The organism is Proteiniphilum sp. UBA5463 (assembly GCF_002427225.1).
GTDB classification, from domain to species: domain Bacteria; phylum Bacteroidota; class Bacteroidia; order Bacteroidales; family Dysgonomonadaceae; genus Proteiniphilum; species Proteiniphilum propionicum.
The window spans coordinates 1-18181 of sequence record NZ_DIQL01000052.1; the positions used below are offsets into that span (position 1 = coordinate 1).

Here is an 18181-nt window from a genome sequence, read left to right on the forward strand (position 1 = left end):
GAAAGAACTTTTTAGATTGGGAATTTAACTTTTCCGTAAATAAACCGTATCTTTGCATGTTTAAAAACTATTTTGAATTTGAACTTAAAAAACTTAATTACACGTGCAGTGGCCGGGATAATCTATATACTGGTCGTGCTTTTGGGTATATTGGGGGGAAGGTTTTCATTTTTAGCCATCTTCGGAGCCATTTTAGGAACTGGTTTATTTGAGTTTTACCGGATGGTAGAAAAAGACACTTCTCATGCTATAAGTAAAATATTCAATATTGTGATGGGATTGCTTATATTCGTAGCAGTCTTCCTTTATCAGGAAAATATAAACAACTATGCACTTCCTGTGATGATAATGCTATATATGCTTGTTCTTATAGCATCCTCTGTATTCATACGCAGGCACGATATTCTTCATGGGATCATCTACTCTGTCTTTGGACAGGTATATATAACAATGCCTCTGAGCCTGCTTATGTTTATCTCCTATTCGTATCATGCAGAACTTACTGGGGGCGGATACGATTGGGTTCCCATACTTGCATTGTTTGTTTTTCTATGGGTAAACGATACTGCAGCATACTTTATTGGATCTATAATCGGAAAACACAAACTAATAGAACATATCTCTCCCAAAAAGTCGGTCGAAGGTTTTATCGCCGGTATACTTTTTACGCTCCTGGCATCAATTATATATGCCCGCGTATATACAGAATTCTCGACCTTCTTCTGGATGGGTTTTGCCTTTGTTGTATCCCTGTCAGGCACTCTTGGCGATCTATTTGAGTCGCTCATAAAACGTACATGTGCAGTAAAAGACGCCGGACAACTTATCCCGGGACACGGAGGCATTCTTGACAGGATAGACAGCCTTATTGTAGCAGTACCTGCTGTATACCTTTATCTGATAATCTTCCTCTCTTTTTAGACACTTTCAGTATCAATTTAAGAACAAAATCCTTATTACAAATGTTTTTATGATATCATAGAGCAAATTATCGGTTTTCTGTTTAGAATTTTACAGTACAGCTCTTTCATCTTTTAAAGAGGTAGGACGATGAACAAAAAAATAATTGGAACGAACGCAAGGATAATCTGGAATCTCCTGAATAACAGCCAGAAGTGGAATGTATCACAGTTATGCGAAGCGTCAGGGCTGTCTGAAAAGGAAATATATACCGCTATAGGCTGGTTAGCCAGAGAAAATAAGATTGAGATAGAGAAATCCCCAGGCGGAAATGAAGATTACTATTTGGTGATAGAGTATTACTTCTGACCATTCTTTCGGCATAGATAAAAAAAGTCTGAAATTAACCATTCAGACTTTTTAGGGACTATCAGTTTCACATCACCCCTTTTTCTCGCAACCTCAGCTGCCACTTCCAGGCTGATGCCATTGTATCTTCAATTGTCTCCCTGGCTTTCCATCCCAACACATTGTTTGCCTTATCGGGTTGAGCCCAGATTTGTTCAATATCTCCCTCACGGCGTCCTACAACCTTGTAGTTCAAAGCTTCACCGGATACTTTTTCAAATACATGAATCAGCTCCAGCACTGACAATCCGTTACCTGTTCCCAGATTAAAGATCTCCACTTTTTCTGCAGATTTATCTTCGAGCATCCTTTCAATAGCAATCACATGGGCTTTTGCAAGATCAACCACATTTATAAAGTCACGTATACAGGTTCCATCGGGAGTATTATAATCATCACCAAAGACACTTAACTGCTGCCTGATGCCAATACCTGTCTGAGTTATATAAGGAACCAGATTCTGAGGAACGCCAAGCGGCAACTCTCCAATTTCTGCAGAGGGGTGAGAACCTATGGGATTGAAGTAACGAAGGATTATGCTTTTAATGGGTGCACCAGAATGAACAAAATCCTGTATAATCTCCTCGTTTATCTGTTTTGTATTTCCATAGGGTGATGCTGCAGGTTTAATAGGTGCATTTTCGTCGATCGGATTTATATCGGGCTCTCCATAAACAGTACAGGATGAAGAGAAAACTATTCCCTTGACGTTGTATTGTGGCATTAACTCCAACAGATTGATCAAAGAAACCAGGTTGTTGCGATAATACATGAGCGGTTTTTGTACCGACTCGCCTACGGCCTTGCTGGCTGCAAAATGAATGATTCCGTCGAAGGAATATTTCTTAAACAAAGACTTCATCGCCTCAAAATCAGTACAGTCTAGTTTATCGAAAATAGGGCGTTTGCCGGTAATTCGCGTTATACCTTCAAGAACATCGGCATTGGAATTTGACAGATTATCAATAATAATCACTTCGTAACCGGCTTGTTGCAACTCTACCACTGTGTGAGACCCGATATATCCGGTTCCCCCCGTCACAAGAATTCTTTTTGACATAAAAATATAAAAGTTTTTGTGTTAATATCTGCTGAATACAAAAATACGAAATAAAAAACTATCAGTCCGGCTTTTTTATGATAAAATATTGCCAGGATCTATTTATTTCCAGATAGCTCAAGGCTTTAATAACTTATGAAAAACCATTGTGTATCGATTTTTTTTATTATTTTTGTTATAATTAATATGTGTGGAATTGACATGTCTTTTTTCTCATGACAAAATACAATGTAAAAACATACTATAAAAAGGATGATCTCCCTCCACTGGAGGAGCGCAATTTTTTTCACTTTTCTGCATCATTCGACTGGTATGGAAATTCCCCTACTTACACCCCTTTCATGCTTGTTGCTTTTGAAAAAGAGAGGCCTGTGGCTGCAATGTTTGCATTTATTATGCGCATAAACCACTTCTTCAGAGGTTCTTTATTCAAGCGGTGCTTTATCTCCCAACAACCCGATTTCTTTGAAGAAGGACTTCCCCAAATAGAGATATTCGAGTTACTAATAACACAACTTGTAAAGGAGGTGCGAAAGAAGGTTTTTCTGATCCGATACGAAAATCTGGGTAACGCTATTTTCGGATATAAGGGCTTTAGAGATAACCATTTCTACTCGGTGAAGTGGATTAACATAAGGAACTCTTTACAACGTAAAAGAAAAATATGGGATCAGCTCTCACCATCGAGAAAAAATCAGGTAAATAAAGCTATAAGAAAGGGCGTGGTGATGGAAGAGTTTACTTCTGAAGAGAACTTACGCGAGATATACAATCTAATTCAGAATACCAATAACAAAAAAATATCGAGACGCTTCCCTCCATATAAATATTTTGAAAACTTTTTCCATTATTACATTAAGACAGGGAAAGGTAAAATAATGATTACTCGTTATCAAGGCAAAATAATAGGAGGAGCCATTTTGGGATTCGAAAAAAACAATACTGTGTACTGCCTCTACTATTGGGGGAAAACGAAAAGATACAAAATGCTATATCCTACAATATTCACAATATATTCAGCTATGAAAATGGCGGAAGAGAACGGATTCAGATATTTTGATTTTATGGATGTGGTTTTTTTAAATAAAAATGCCGGAAGATCACGTTTCCTGCTCCAGTTTGGCGGAAAACAAAGAGCTACAAGACGCTGGTACAGGTTCAATTGGGGACTACTAAACTTCTTTGCAAACCGAATATACGATTAAAATTAAAATTGGGATAGAAATACAATTCATCAAAATATGCAAACAAAAATAAACAATTCACGGACTCTGACAATTATCGACAAACAAATACTAAATATGTTTAAATGACTGATATTTCTCATCAAAACATTTGGAAAAAAGAAAAGGAAAGTGTAATTTTGCTACGTGTTTTTCATGGTATTAGATTTAAGGTTAACAATGAAGATTGGTTGTCGTGAGACAACCATTCCTTTTTTATATAGGTTTATACCTGATTGCTCGCATTTGTACTAAGATTTATACCAGCTTGTTTGCCTTTTAAATCAAACTAAATTATCTCCTGTTATTTATATTTTTCCCACAATGACTTATGGATAGTCTCTTTTGTACGTTCAATCAATTGTGGAATGTCTGCTTCAGAAAGGTTTTCGGTAGGTATAGGTTCATGGATTATAAGTTCCATTTTCTTACACAGCTTTAACCGCAAAGAGTTTCTTACCAGAACTTCATACGAGCCATTGATAGTTAACGGAACAATCGGCAGCTTCATATCATATGCAATATGGTAAGCACCCTTTTTGAAGCGCCCCATTTTACCTGTTACGGTACGTGCCCCCTCGGGAAAGATGACCATTGATGAACCATCGGCAATTTGTTCTTTAGCTTTTTCAATTGTAGCTTTTCTAGAGGCAAGCGTTGAGTTATCAACAAAAACATGTCCTGCTTTTTTAGATGCAAATCCCACAAAGGGGATGTTTCGCAAACTTTGTTTTTGTACCCATTTGATATTCTGATTTAAAAAGCCATAAACCAGAAAAATATCAAAAGCTCCCTGATGATTGGCAATAAACACATAGGATTGTTGCGGATCGAGATTTTCATACCCTTTCGTTTTAATGCGGCATAAAGCAAGACGGCAGGTAAGCTTCGACCACCATTTCGGGGGGAAATACCCCCAGAACCTGCTCCCGAAAATGGGAGCCATAGTTATAACGATCAGTGCCGTTAGAAGAGTAAACAAAATGAATACCGGCACGAAAATAATCCATTGATATAAAAAACGCAGTATCTCTTTCACAACTTTTATATTCTTTTCTGTTCCCGATTACAAAAATAAACATTTTCGCATATTGTCAGGACAAAAAAGAATAGTTATTTGCTCAGCCCGGTCATTTTTGTGATTAAAGTAAATTTTTATGCAAAATAATTTCCTCGTTTGTTGAATTTTGTGTTTATTTGCGTTACGAAATCAAAAACATAATTATTATACACACATGAAAGAGTTAGCAAAATACATCGGGGTAATAGTAATGCTCATTGGCGTTGCTTTTTTAATAGTACCTTTTTTAATGGGAACAACCAATAACTCCAATCTGATAATTGGATTGGTATTGGTTATTGAAGGAATGCTGGGCTATATTTATGTGAACAATATGAAAAGAGGGTCCCTCTTCAGCAATATCCTCTGGGCAATTGTTCTGTTAGTAGTGCCATTTATCATTTTCTTCTTTGCAAAACGCAGAGCCTACTCAGAAAAGGAAATTGCTGCATACAATTAATAAAAACAAGGTGTATTTTTTAGTAAACAATAAACCCTGAGATTAATTTCTCAGGGTTTATTGTTTTTACCTTGACCGTCTCAAATATTCCAACGCTCTTTGCATATCTTCAGGTGTATCGATGCCTATTGTCTCATGCTCAGTCACTGCCACCTTTATACGATATCCATTTTCAATCCATCGAAGCTGTTCCAGGGACTCTGCCTTTTCCAGAGCAGATGGTAGCAGCTTCGTAATCTCCACCAGTATATCTGTTCTATAACCGTATATGCCAATATGTTTGTAGAAAAGATGTTTCTTTAACCATTCGCCATAATCCGCATCCCGGATATAGGGAATTACAGAACGGCTGAAATAGATAGCTTCGCTATTTTTATTGACTACAACTTTGGGTGATGATGGATTAAACAATGCTTCAAAACCATCCTCCACTGAAAAAGATTTCACCAAAGTTGCAATTTGCACATCAGGGTCTGAGAAACAACCTATCAGCAATTCTATTTGCGATGGATGGATAAAGGGCTCATCTCCTTGAATATTAAGGACTACATCGAAATGCAACCCTGTAGCATTTACCGCTTCACAACAACGGTCGGTGCCGCTTCTGTGCTTTTCGGATGTCATCAGAGCATTACCTCCAAAATTTTTTACAGCATCAAAAATACGGATTTCATCAGTGGCTACATACACATCGTTAACCACTTTTCTCACCTGTTCATACACACGTCTGATCATGGGTTTGCCATCCATGTCGGCAAGCGGTTTCCCTGGAAAGCGCGAAGATGCATACCGCGCCGGTATAATTGCTACAACTTTCATTTTCCAAATAAATATTATTCCTACTGTTATTATAACCTAATTAAATCAACTTCAAAAAAGTAATTGTTCCATAAAGCAATTTTTGACTACCAGTCAGTTAAACATTTATAAAGTCTGATTTCAGATATTTTTAACGGGCTTATTGTTTTAAATCTCAAATTTTCCGTACAACATATAACTGAGAATTCTCATAACGTTTAACAACAACCTCCTCGTCTTTATCAACAAACCCCTTCAGTGAGATAGCATCGTAATACTCTCCTTCTACGTACACCCGTCCCGATGGCCGTAAAACAGTTGCCGCCACCCCTGTTTTACCTACCATGGCCAACGGCTCCATGGGTACCGATACAAAACCCTCCTGATCTGCATGCAATGCTGCAAAGTTAAGAAATCCGGGCTTCCCAATCCTACCCGACAGATAGATAATAAGGACAACACTCAACCCCATTCCTCCAAGCACTGTCATCACCGCCCTAAACATCTCTGTGGCAGGGAGCCCTTCAAAATTGAACCGTACATTTCCTATAAGGGCCAGCACTAATGCAGATATAACAAACAGAATTCCCAGTATTCCGGTGACACCAAAGCCGGGAATGACAAATATCTCAAAAACAATGAATATTAGTCCCAGTACAAAAAGTAGCACTTCCCAATTCTGGGCATATCCTGTGAGATACAACGGGGTAAAGTAGAGTAGTGCCGCCGTAATAGCCATTGCAGATGGAAATCCTACACCGGGTGACTGCAGTTCAAAATAGATACCTCCTATAATAAACATGATCAAAAAAGCTTGTACCAGCCCATTGGTAAGAAAACCTTTTATCTTATCATAGAAAGAGGGATTGTAGGTTTCGAACGTATAGTCGTTATAACCCAAATATGTGACAACCAGTTCATGAACATTCTCTGCAATACCGTCACAATATCCCAGCTCAACAGCCTGATTAGCAGTTAAAGTAAGTACTCTTGTAGAATCGTCATAACCCGGTATTACTGTTCTTTCATCAACCATTGCCTCAGCTATAGCCGGGTCGCGCTTCCATTTTGTAATGGTATCACCATTTTGCACTATCACTGTTTTGCCGTGACTCTCTGCAGTAGCACGTATAATACCTCTCATATACGACTGGTATTTATCGGGAGACTGGGCTCCGGTAGCTCCGTCAACGACAGTTGCCGCACCAATTGACGCGCTGCTGCGCATGAAGATACTGTCACAGGCTATCGAAATAAGAGCACCGGCTGACGCTGCATTATTATCTATAAACACATACACGGGAATTTGGAAATTGAGTATTGCCGTTCGCATGGAATCTGCCTCGAGAACGCTTCCGCCATAAGTGTTCATATGCAGGAGTACGGCATGGGCATTTTTCTCCATTGCATTGTGAAGTCCGTTCTGGAGATATATCCATGTGTTACTCCCTATATTTTCCTTGACATTTATCCGGTAGATCAATGGCTTTGATTCCTGTGCCTGAATACTGAAAGAGAGGATCAGGATAAACAGCAAACATGCAACTTGTAATTTTTTCATTTTTAACAGGTTTGATTAGACAAAGATAATAGATTTTGCTTTTATGCGTACATTTTCATTATAAATGTGTATATTTGTATTTCAATTTACCTGTATGATTACAATTTTACTTAGCATAGGATCAAACACATTCGCCAAAACAAATATCGATAAAGCTAAGCGAATGCTTACCCGTCAATTTCCCAATATTGTTTTCAGTGACCCCATATTAACAGAGCCGGAGGATGATAAGTATTCTTATCTTTTCCGTAATATTCTAGCCAAAGTTGAGACAGGGATGTTACCTGATCAGATTATTGAAAAGATAAAGCAAACAGAACGGGCAGTAGGACGCACCCCAAAGGATAAATACCTGGGTAAAGTGGTTATCGATATCGATCTTATTAAATATGGAGACGATATTCTCCGCCCGCTTGATTACGAAAGAGAGTATGTGCAGCAACTGATTGGTACATTTGACACACTATCACCTTCTGACTCTGACTCTGCTTCTGACTCTGAGCCGGGAACTGATGATTAATATCACTTCCGCCAGCCCTATACAGAACACCACATTTTAGTGACAGGTATCTGATTGATCTCCGTCACTTTCATCTTAATTCAGTCTTGTAACAGATTTTACACCCTTAACTGCTTTGAGTTTTTTGATAAGCTGTTCAAGCATGGAGGTATTGGCAAGCATTACTGCTATGTTTCCCTGAAACAAACCGTCGTTTGAATCGATTGATATGGAGCGCATCTGTACCCCCTCTTCCTTAGAGATGATTGACATTAGGTTGGCTACAATATTGATCTGATCGTTGCCGATTATTCTTAGTACAATAGTATAGCTGGAAGAGCCAGTTGTGCCTGACCAGCGCGCTTTTAACACCCGATAACCGAACCTCGAAAACAGATCGTGCGCATTGGGACAACATACCCTGTGGATCTTTATCCCCTGGGATGAAACAAAGCCAAAGATATCATCCCCGAATATGGGATTGCAGCATTTTGCAAGTTTATAATCCACACCAGTCAGATTCCGGTCGATAATCAGTTCATCAGTGCTCTTTAGCTCCTGCAAGGGTTGTTTTAAAGTAAAAAGTCCCGCGCTAACCACAGTATGTGTGTCTTTTGTTTCGGCTTCTTTGCTCTCTGACTCAAGATACCGGTCTATAACCCAGTTCACATCTGTCTTTCCAGTAGCTATATCCACGTAAAAATCGGTAACAGTCTTGTATCTGAGCTTTTTGATCAACTGCATAAGATGAGCTTCATCAACTTCTATCTTGCGGTTTTTCATCCTACGGGAAAGAGTTTCTTTTGCAATATCAACCTGTTTTACTGCCTCTTCTTTTAAAAGCTGACGAATTTTAGTACGCGCCTTGGAGGTAACAACAATATTAAGCCAGTCCTGCTTGGGCGACTGATGCGTGGAGGTGTTGATCTCCACTTGATCGCCGCTTTTAAGGACGTGCTTGATAGGAACGTTTTTACCGTTCACCCTGCCCGACATGCATGAAGCCCCCAGATTGGTATGAATAGCAAAAGCAAAATCGAGTACTGTTGCCCCCATGGGAAGTTTAAAAAGATCACCTTTGGGAGTAAAGACAAAGATCTCTTTATCGTATAGATCGAGTTTGAAATCTGTAAGCTTCTGACTAAGGTTTGTTTCGTTATCACCCAGCGACTCCCTAAGAGTACTCAACCAGTTATCTAATGTAGATTCCTCTTTTACACCTTTATATTTCCAGTGTGCTGCAAGACCACGCTCAGCAATGTCGTCCATACGCCGTGTACGGATCTGCACTTCCACCCATCTGGAATCGGGTCCCATCACGGTAATATGCAGCGACTCATACCCGTTGCTTTTAGGTATTGAGAGCCAGTCTTTCAGGCGTTTGGGATTGGGTTGGTACATATCAGTTATTACGGAATAGACTTGCCAGCACTGGGCTTTCTCCTGTTCTGGAGGTGAATCAAGAATCACACGAATAGCAAACAGATCGTAAATGCTTTCGAATTCTATTCTCTGCTTTTTAAGTTTATTATTGATGGAGTGAATTGATTTGGTGCGACCCTTTATATCGTATTTAAGCCCGGTCTTGTCTAGGCGATCCTTCACAGGCTGAATAAACTCCTTTATATACTTATCGCGAGACCTCTTTGTTTCATTAAGCTTTTGAGCGATATAGTCATATGTTTCACGATCAGTATATTTTAAAGAGAGGTCCTCGAGTTCAGACTTGATACTGTAAAGGCCGAGCCTGTGTGCAAGTGGTGCATAAAGGTATATGGACTCAACGGACAGGTCAAGCTTCTCCTGGCTATCGGCTATCTTGGCAAAGCGCATCAATTGTAGCTGCCGGGCAATCATTATGAATACAACCCTTATATCCTCCGCAAACGAAAGAAGCAGCTTTATATAATTCTCTGATTCAACAGCGCTCTTCTTGTCACTGAACTGGTTAACTTTCTTCAACCCTCGCAGAATAGCCTCTACATCGGCACCAAAATAGAGCTCTGTCTCTGACGGTGATATATGTTTTTTTAAAAAAGGATGGAAAAGAAGCACGGCAGAAACAGTTGATTGTTTCAAACCGATCTCATCAATGATGATCACAGCCGTTCTCATCTGTGAAAGTAAATCATACATCGCAACGCTTCCATCCTCTCCCTGCGACTTCACAAAAGACCTGTACAATATCTCTTTCAGGCGTGAAGTTTTATCCATGCTCCATACCTCTCTAAAAAAAGTATAGAGCTTACGATAGTGCTGAAGAAAATCCTCGCGTTCTATTAATGATATATCCTGCATTTTTATCGAATTGAAACGTTACTGAAATACAAATTTACAATTTTCCACATATTTCTTATCTTTGCAAATCAGAAATCTTAGTTTAAATCGATTTAATATGACACGAAAAATATTGTTTCTACTATCCATTTGGATACCAGCATTATTAGTTGCACAAAATAGGGAGGTTCTATCACTGAACGAAGGATGGCAGTTCTCACAGATGAACAAGGGCCAATGGTACGATGCAAAGGTTCCCGGTTCGGTACAGCATGACCTGGTGCGACACAACATCTTGCCAGATCCATATTACGGAATCAACGAAACCAAAATTCAGTGGGTAGAGGATGAAAACTGGGATTTCAAAAAATCTTTTACCGTTTCAGCAGAACAGATGAAATATGATGATGCGGTTATCTTCTTTGAAGGGCTGGATACCCATGCCGATATTTTTTTAAACGGCTCACATATTCTGCGTTCGCAGAATATGTTCACAGGTCACAAAGTGCCTGTAAAAAACATGCTCAAGGAGGGAAAAAACATGCTTTATATACGTTTCTATTCTCCTGTACAAACAATGATGCCCGCACGTGCAACGTATGGCTATGATTACCCTGCGGGCAACGATCACCGGGAAGAGAAGCTGAGCGTATATAATCGCAAGGCACCCTACCACTTTGGGTGGGACTGGGGTATCCGTATTGTTCAGATGGGTATATGGAAGCCTGTTTCTCTTCTTTTCTATAACGATATGCAGATTGAGGACTACTATGTGAAGCAGTCCGTAATCACCAAGGAGAAAGCCGAGATCGAGCATCAGATCCAGATAAATTCTCTAACCGGGGGAGAAGCAACCCTTGTTTACGGCTATACGTTTGAGGGTAAGCAGCTCTCCTTGGGTCGCAAGGATATATGCCTCACAAAAGGGGAAAACCTCATTAATGTTCCTACAATCATAAACAACCCCAAGCTCTGGATGCCGGTCAATTGGGGTGAACAGCACCTTTATGATTTTTTTGTAAAGATCAATATTGGAGACCGGTGTGTTGCCGAAAAAGAGGTTAGGACAGGCCTCCGATCTGTCCGCTTGGTACAGGAACCTGATGAACACGGAAGATCGTTTTATTTCGAAGTAAACGGAATCCCTTTCTTCGCCAAAGGTTCAAATTACATACCCGGTGAAATTTTTACTACTAATCAGGACAAAGACTACTATAACAAGATCTTCGATCATATCACCGGAGCCAATATGAACTTTGTCCGCGTCTGGGGGGGTGGTATCTATGAGAATGAAGAGTTCTACCGGCAGGCCGATGAGAGAGGTATCCTGGTGTGGCAAGATTTTATTTTCGGATGTGTACCCTACCCTTCCGACAATGCTTTCCTGGCAAACGTGAAAGAAGAAGCCATTTATAACATCAAACGGCTCCGCAATCACCCCTCACTGGCTTTCTGGTGCGGCAACAACGAAGTGGAAGAAGGGTTGCGGCACTGGGGCTGGCAGAAGGAGTACCCTGCTGAAATAATGGACTCCTGGTTCAGGGGATACGACAAAACCTTCCGGGAACTGCTTCCCGTGCTGGTGGACGAGTATGATGGCACACGCAGCTACATACACGGGTCGCCCTACGACTCAAACTGGGGAAACCCTGAGAAGTTTTCCGCAAGTGACGTGCACGACTGGGGCTTATGGTACGGAAACCTTCCATTCGAGGCTATGGCCGACAGGTTACCGCGCTTTGCCAGTGAATTCGGTTTTCAGTCGTTCCCCGAGATGAAAACTATTCGCTCCTTTGCTCCGGAAGATCAGTGGGAGCTTGAGAGTGAGGTAATGAAAGTACACCAGAAAGCTTCTACAGGCAACTCACTGATAAAAAAATACATGGATATGTATTACCAAGAGCCGAAGAATTTTGAGGATTTTGTCTATGTGGGCCTGGTGATGCAGGGCAACGGCATGGAGGAGTCGGTGGAAGCGATGCGGCGCGGCAGGCCTTACTGCATGGGTGCCCTCTACTGGCAGATTAACGATGACTGGCCCGTAGTCTCCTGGTCGAGTATCGATTACTACGACAATTGGAAAGCTCAACACTACCGGATGAGGGATGTATTCGCTCCTCTCGCCCTGGGTGTTAAATTCATTGATAACAAGTTGAATTACTATACTATGTCAGATTATCTGTATGACAATAACAATCTGCGCCTTACTGTTCAGGTTATCGATTTCTCCAGAGGAAAACAAAAGGAGATCACAGAAAGAGTGACTGCCAAAGCCAACTCTAGCAACATCGTAAAAACTTTCAACGTATCTGACCTGGTTACGGAGGCAGAAAAATCGCATACTGTTATCCACGCTTTTCTTACCGATAACAATGGAAACAAAATCTCAACAAAAGATTATTTTTTCTATTGGCCAAATATGTTGGAACTACCGGAAACAAAGGTGAACAGCAAGGTGCAATATAGCGATGGTGAATACAGGGTTACCCTTTCGAGCAAAGGGCTGGCGAAAGATGTTTTTGTGGAGATCCCCGTGCAGGGAGCCCGCTACAGCGACAACTTCATTGATCTGCTGCCAGGAGAGAAGAAAACAATTATCATCACCTCTCCCAATCTGAAAGCCGCCAATAGGACACCCATCACTGTAACACATATCAGAGAGACTTATTAATTTAAGTTTTGCTTGTGCTTGTATCTAAGTTACAGATATATATTGCTAAACATAAGACATGCATATGTTTTGTGCGACACACGTCAGATGAAACAGGTCACTAAGCATTGTCATTTGCGAGATTCGGCTGTTATCGCAACAGATGCGAAAGTTCAATTATTATTAAGTACTGTAGCGTATTTTTTATAATCAAGGATGAACAAAATTCAAGTGCTTAAAAAAAGAGAAGGTCTATCAATTCTGCTGGTAGTGGCTGTAACATCATTTATGGGTACCTTTCTGGTATCATCGGTGAATATAGCCCTTCCAACCATTGAAAGGGACTTCTCTCTAAACGCCATTGAGCTGAGCTGGATAATTACCTCCTTCATGCTGGCTACAGCACTTTTTATGCTGCCTGCAGGAGCATGGGGCGACAGAAAAGACAATGGAAAACTATTTAAGCTGGGGGTCCTGATTTTTACGCTGGCGTCAGTCGTCTGTTACACGGCTCCAAGCGGGAACTGGCTTATTGCCGGGCGTTTTCTGCAGGGGGTGGGCACTGCATTTACCAGCACCACCGGACAGGCTATACTGGTGGCGTCATTCCCAGTTGAAAAAAGGGGACAGGTCCTCGGTATCTCGGTAGCATCGGTTTACGGAGGGCTTGCATTAGGACCGCTTATCGGGGGAATACTCACACTACACACCGGATGGAGATCACTCTTTCTCATCTCGGTAATACTTGGAGTTATTACTATCTTTATCTCGTTCATCTTCCTCAAGAGCGAATCTAATAGAGCCGCCACCACTAAAAAGGCAGACAGAAAAGGAACTTTCCTATTTATGACCGGGCTCACCGCGCTCGTTTACGGATCCTCCCAGATTCCCTCCCTGGCAGGGTGGGGATTAATGGGCGGGGCTGTGATACTTCTTCTCCTTTTCTGGAAATTTGAGAGCAATACAGAATACCCGCTTCTTGATACAAAACTTTTCTCACATAACCGGCTCTTCACATACTCCAGCCTATCGGCTCTGATAAACTATACATCAACATTCGCTATTGTTTTTTTCCTAAGCCTCTATCTCCAGAAGGTGCATGGGCTATCGCCGCGTGACGCCGGTGCAATAATAATTTCACAGCCGGTAGTAATGGCAATCTTCTCACCGGTAATGGGAAAATTATCCGATAAATTTCAACCGCGTTATTTCGCCACCACCGGCATGGCCATATGTTCATCGGGACTGGCAATGCTGGCTTTCATCGGTCCCGACACACCGCTGGGAGTAATTATTGCCATACTCGTATGGGTGGGACTTGGCTTTGCACTTTTCTCCTCACCCAACATGAGCACAATCATGAGTTCAGTAGACCGGAAACAATATGGGCAGGCATCCGGACTAGCTGCTTCTATGAGGGTTTTCGGCCAGATCATAAGTATGAGTATAGTCACACTTATCTTCTCTCTGATGTTTGGAGACCTATCTGTGGAAGCTGTCCCCGACACAGTTTTCATGTCGGCGATGCGATGGGGGTTTATTATTTTCGCGCTTATAGGAATACCTGGCGTATATTTCTCTTATAATCGCGGTAACTTGAAATGGAGGTAATAACAGATGCCACCTTTTCATTTTTACACCTTTTCATTTTTACACCTTACTACTTTATTATTATCTTTGCAACCGCAAACAAAAAATGGAAATTTAACGAAATGGCTAAAGAATTGAAGGAGCTCACGCCCCAAAGCATAGATTATTCGCAGTGGTATCTCGATTTGGTAATCAAGGCCGAACTGGCAGAAAACTCAGCCGTAAGAGGCTGTATGGTAATAAAACCTTACGGCTTTGCCATCTGGGAGAAGATTCAGCGCCAGCTGGACGACATGTTTAAGGAGACCGGGCATGTGAATGCCTATTTCCCATTGTTTATACCAAAATCATTTCTTAGCCGTGAAGCTGATCATGTGGAAGGTTTCGCAAAAGAGTGCGCCGTTGTGACCCACTACAGGTTGAAAAACGACCCTGAAGGCAATGGTGTTGTGGTAGATCCTGAAGCGAAACTCGAAGAAGAGCTGGTGGTACGCCCCACCTCTGAAACCATCATATGGAGCACATATAAAAACTGGATACAATCCTACCGGGATCTTCCTATTCTCATCAATCAGTGGGCCAACGTGGTTCGCTGGGAGATGCGTACACGCCTCTTTCTCCGCACAACAGAATTCCTGTGGCAGGAAGGCCATACGGCACATGCTACAAAAGATGAGGCAATTGAAGAGGCGGAAAGGATGATTAATATTTACGCCGAATTTGCAGAGAAGTATATGGCCATGCCAGTAGTAAAAGGCTTTAAGTCGGAATCTGAACGATTCGCAGGCGCAGTTGACACATACACTATAGAAGCATTAATGCAGGATGGGAAGGCACTGCAGTCAGGTACCTCCCATTTCCTGGGACAGAACTTTGCCAAAGCTTTCGATGTGCAGTTCACCGATAAGAACGGGAACCGCGATTACGTTTGGGCAACCTCATGGGGTGTCTCTACCCGGCTGATGGGAGCGCTAATCATGTCGCACTCAGACGACAACGGGCTTGTACTCCCCCCAAAGCTTGCACCTTATCAGGTGGTGATTGTGCCTATTTACAAGAATGCAGGACAGTTGGAGCAGATTGACAGGAAAGTTGCTGGTATTGTTGAACGTTTAAAAGCTCTGGGTATAAGCGTTAAATACGACAATAACGATAACAAAAAACCGGGCTGGAAATTCTCTGAATATGAGCTCAAGGGTGTACCTGTACGTCTTGCCATTGGTGCACGTGACTTAGAAAACAATACCATTGAGGTTGCACGTCGCGACACTCTAACAAAAGAGACACTGCCATGCGATAATATTGAGAACCATATTAAAGCGCTTTTAGAAGAGATACAAGATAATATATACAAGAAAGCGCTCGATTTCCGCACTGCACAAACAAGAGAGGTGAACTCTTACGACGAGTTCAAAGAGGAGATTGAAAAAGGTGGATTCCTGCTTTGCCACTGGGACGGGACACCCGAAACCGAAGAGCTTATAAAGGATGAGACCAAGGCAACTATTCGCTGCATACCGCTTGAGGGTGACAAAACACCCGGTAAATGCATTGTCAGCGGCAAACCTTCGGCACAGAGAGTTATATTCGCACGTGCTTATTAAGTGTTATCCCTCAATAAATGGCAACAGCAAAAGTTTGGATATCGGCATTCAGGCTGCGTACGCTTTTTCTCGCAATGGCTACAGTTATCCTGGGGAGCGGTCTGGCATGGCACGAAGGTAATTTCAGTTTACGTACATTTATCATCGCATCGATACTAGCTGTAACTATACAAATCCTGGCGAATCTGGCAAACGATCTTGGCGATTTTCAGAAAGGCACCGATGTTACCGGAAAGCGACAGGGGCCAACCAGGGCAATACAGAGCGGGAAAATATCTCCCCTGGAAATGAAAAGAGCAATCTTCATATTTTCTGTCATATCTGTTGTTACCGGACTTTCCCTTGTGATAAGTGTGCTCGACTATATCGACCGGCAGGCTGCACTTATACTTATTGGCCTGGGTGGAGCCAGCATTCTGGCAGCTCTTTTTTACACGATGGGTAAATTTGCTTATGGTTACAGAGGCTGGGGCGATCTTTTCGCCTTCATCTTCTTCGGCCCCGTACCTGTTGCAGGTACCTTTTTCCTTCATACCCACTCATTTAGTATTCTGCCGTTACTACCTGCAACAGGCATGGGACTTATAAGCACTATGATTCTGAATATAAACAATATGAGGGATATAGAAAACGATAAATTTTCCGGAAAAATCACCTTGGCCGTGAAATTGGGACTTAACGGTGCTAAAGCCTATCATTCCGGTTTAACTCTCTTCACACTTTTCTGCTTTCTCGGCTATAACCTTATGTATGAAATATTACCCTGGTATCGTTACTTATATCTGTTTGTTTTCATTCTCCTGTTTAAAATACTAAAAGATATACTTCGAAAAAACGGCCAAACACTCGACCCCTACCTCAAGTACACATCGCTGTCGGGTTTTTTGCTCGCGATAATGTTCTCATTGTGCATAAATATCTGATCTGTTAATAAAAAAAATCAACATCATATAAGGATTTGATTCTTCCGTTTTTTCAGCAGCCTTATTAATAAGGCTTTTTCTATTCATAATAAATTATTGCTCCAAGTTGATTAATGGACAGACAGTTGCCATTAGAAAGTGCAATTTCCGGAGATTTCAATTTGTCGCTAGGATTGAATATTGACAATCACACGGACAAGGGGAATCGACAAAGTGCAAACAATAACGCAGCACCAAAAATAAATCTTACTTTAGAAAGATTGATAAACCAGGGCATATCACTTGTATATGCCCTGAATAATCTGATTCGCTTTTCAAGGGAGTATCCCAATAAGTGTGTAAATAGCAATAGAAGGGTTTTGACAGGCTCTTTCGCTTGGGCACAAGGCGGGCTCGAAGCTGCTGTCCCGATCCTGGGGAACGTTAATGCGGGGCAAGCCTATTCTCCTGCCGGTGTCACTAAATTAAAAGCACGCCTTGCAATAAGAATGATCGATCTATCCCTAACAACCGCGATAGTTCGTTGAAAGATACTTCGTGCCCTACTTGCAAAGCAAGAGCCTGAAGAAGTTTCTCGATCACTTCTGGTTTTCTAATATCCTGAAAATCAAATATATCTTTAAATAGATAACTTGATACGATGTTAGTTAGTATTTCTCTTTCGTTTCCAAGGTTATTGACTACATCTGGATAGGAACCAAAAACAATTCGATTTTATAATATTCTCAAGTTCTCGTTTTATCATTTTAACTCTGTATGCACTCAAAAGTATAATTATTTGTGGATGTAACCAACAAATATTATGTTTTCAGCAGAATTAGGGTAAATAATGGAACTTTTAGTCTGTATTCAGTTTTCTATCTTGTAATCCAAATAGAAAGAGAATAATTATATTTTTTAATTCATGCTATTATCTTTGCATCCAATGAGTTGAGAGGGAAGCGAGCTCTGCCGAGGAGCAACTCGCCAGCAATAAACTCCCTGCTTTACACCGTTACACTTTCAGGGCCGGGACTTTTGTTAATGCCCTTCGTGCATAGTACTTAACTTGGTGGTGGAAATCCACTATGGGGGTTTGTAATCGCCCACCATTAGCTGAAGACAATAGTGTCTATCGCGAGATGGAATCTGAAGGAAATCGTAGACAAAGTTCCACCCCGAGGAACAC

At 41.3% G+C, this 18181-nt stretch carries 15 protein-coding genes; 10 read left to right on the plus strand and 5 right to left on the minus strand.

The features are described from left to right. The first annotated feature begins 78 nt into the window (after window positions 1–78). Together B3B27_RS08665 and B3B27_RS08670 are read left to right on the plus strand one after the other, a co-directional pair. Entirely contained in the window at window positions 79–921 is an 843-nt protein-coding gene (locus B3B27_RS08665) for a phosphatidate cytidylyltransferase (RefSeq protein WP_238867129.1), read from the plus strand. A 129-nt stretch (window positions 922–1050) separates the two neighbouring features. After that, window positions 1051–1269, plus strand: coding sequence for a winged helix-turn-helix domain-containing protein (locus B3B27_RS08670; RefSeq protein ID WP_238867130.1), 219 nt, complete (start codon window positions 1051–1053; stop codon window positions 1267–1269). A gap of 67 nt (window positions 1270–1336) precedes the next feature. On the opposite strand, the gene galE is transcribed toward B3B27_RS08670, so the two are convergent. Further along, window positions 1337–2368 (minus strand): UDP-glucose 4-epimerase GalE, encoded by a 1032-nt coding sequence (gene galE, locus B3B27_RS08675; protein ID WP_238867132.1) that lies wholly within the window; start codon window positions 2366–2368, stop codon window positions 1337–1339. A gap of 215 nt (window positions 2369–2583) precedes the next feature. On the opposite strand from galE, the gene B3B27_RS08680 reads away from it, so the two are divergent. Continuing rightward, the gene (locus tag B3B27_RS08680) at window positions 2584–3573 is read left to right on the plus strand and encodes a GNAT family N-acetyltransferase (protein ID WP_286845543.1); all 990 of its coding nucleotides are present in this window, start codon (window positions 2584–2586) and stop codon (window positions 3571–3573) included. Between the two features lie 322 nt (window positions 3574–3895). Here B3B27_RS08680 and B3B27_RS08685 read toward each other — a convergent pair whose 3' ends face one another. After that, complete coding sequence (locus B3B27_RS08685; protein ID WP_286845319.1) at window positions 3896–4630, minus strand: lysophospholipid acyltransferase family protein; 735 nt, start codon at window positions 4628–4630, stop codon at window positions 3896–3898. A 196-nt stretch (window positions 4631–4826) separates the two neighbouring features. Here B3B27_RS08685 and B3B27_RS08690 point away from each other — a divergent pair, with 196 nt between their 5' ends. Next, the gene (locus tag B3B27_RS08690) at window positions 4827–5111 is read left to right on the plus strand and encodes a hypothetical protein (protein ID WP_238867138.1); all 285 of its coding nucleotides are present in this window, start codon (window positions 4827–4829) and stop codon (window positions 5109–5111) included. Window positions 5112–5177: 66 nt separating this feature from the next. Here B3B27_RS08690 and kdsB read toward each other — a convergent pair whose 3' ends face one another. Together kdsB and B3B27_RS08700 are read right to left on the minus strand one after the other, a co-directional pair. Beyond that, a complete protein-coding gene (kdsB, locus tag B3B27_RS08695; protein ID WP_238867140.1) occupies window positions 5178–5930 on the minus strand; it encodes a 3-deoxy-manno-octulosonate cytidylyltransferase in 753 nt (250 codons plus the stop codon). A gap of 154 nt (window positions 5931–6084) precedes the next feature. Beyond that, window positions 6085–7470, minus strand: a complete 1386-nt coding sequence (locus tag B3B27_RS08700) for an NfeD family protein (RefSeq protein ID WP_238867142.1) — start codon at window positions 7468–7470, stop codon at window positions 6085–6087. 94 nt (window positions 7471–7564) lie between these two features. On the opposite strand from B3B27_RS08700, the gene B3B27_RS08705 reads away from it, so the two are divergent. Continuing rightward, a complete protein-coding gene (locus B3B27_RS08705) occupies window positions 7565–7990 on the plus strand; it encodes a 2-amino-4-hydroxy-6-hydroxymethyldihydropteridine diphosphokinase (protein WP_286847282.1) in 426 nt (141 codons plus the stop codon). A 75-nt stretch (window positions 7991–8065) separates the two neighbouring features. On the opposite strand, the gene B3B27_RS08710 is transcribed toward B3B27_RS08705, so the two are convergent. After that, a complete protein-coding gene (locus B3B27_RS08710; RefSeq protein WP_286845317.1) occupies window positions 8066–10267 on the minus strand; it encodes a RelA/SpoT family protein in 2202 nt (733 codons plus the stop codon). Between the two features lie 97 nt (window positions 10268–10364). On the opposite strand from B3B27_RS08710, the gene B3B27_RS08715 reads away from it, so the two are divergent. From B3B27_RS08715 to B3B27_RS08735, 5 genes are all read left to right on the plus strand, one after another. Next, window positions 10365–12917 (plus strand): beta-mannosidase, encoded by a 2553-nt coding sequence (locus B3B27_RS08715; protein WP_238867148.1) that lies wholly within the window; start codon window positions 10365–10367, stop codon window positions 12915–12917. Window positions 12918–13112: 195 nt separating this feature from the next. Beyond that, window positions 13113–14507, plus strand: a complete 1395-nt coding sequence (locus B3B27_RS08720) for an MFS transporter (RefSeq protein WP_238867149.1) — start codon at window positions 13113–13115, stop codon at window positions 14505–14507. A 101-nt stretch (window positions 14508–14608) separates the two neighbouring features. After that, complete coding sequence (gene proS, locus B3B27_RS08725; protein WP_238869493.1) at window positions 14609–16090, plus strand: proline--tRNA ligase; 1482 nt, start codon at window positions 14609–14611, stop codon at window positions 16088–16090. Window positions 16091–16107: 17 nt separating this feature from the next. Then, a complete protein-coding gene (menA, locus tag B3B27_RS08730) occupies window positions 16108–17013 on the plus strand; it encodes a 1,4-dihydroxy-2-naphthoate octaprenyltransferase (RefSeq protein ID WP_286845314.1) in 906 nt (301 codons plus the stop codon). 113 nt (window positions 17014–17126) lie between these two features. Beyond that, window positions 17127–17540, plus strand: a complete 414-nt coding sequence (locus B3B27_RS08735; protein WP_238867151.1) for a hypothetical protein — start codon at window positions 17127–17129, stop codon at window positions 17538–17540. Window positions 17541–18181: the final 641 nt, after the last annotated feature.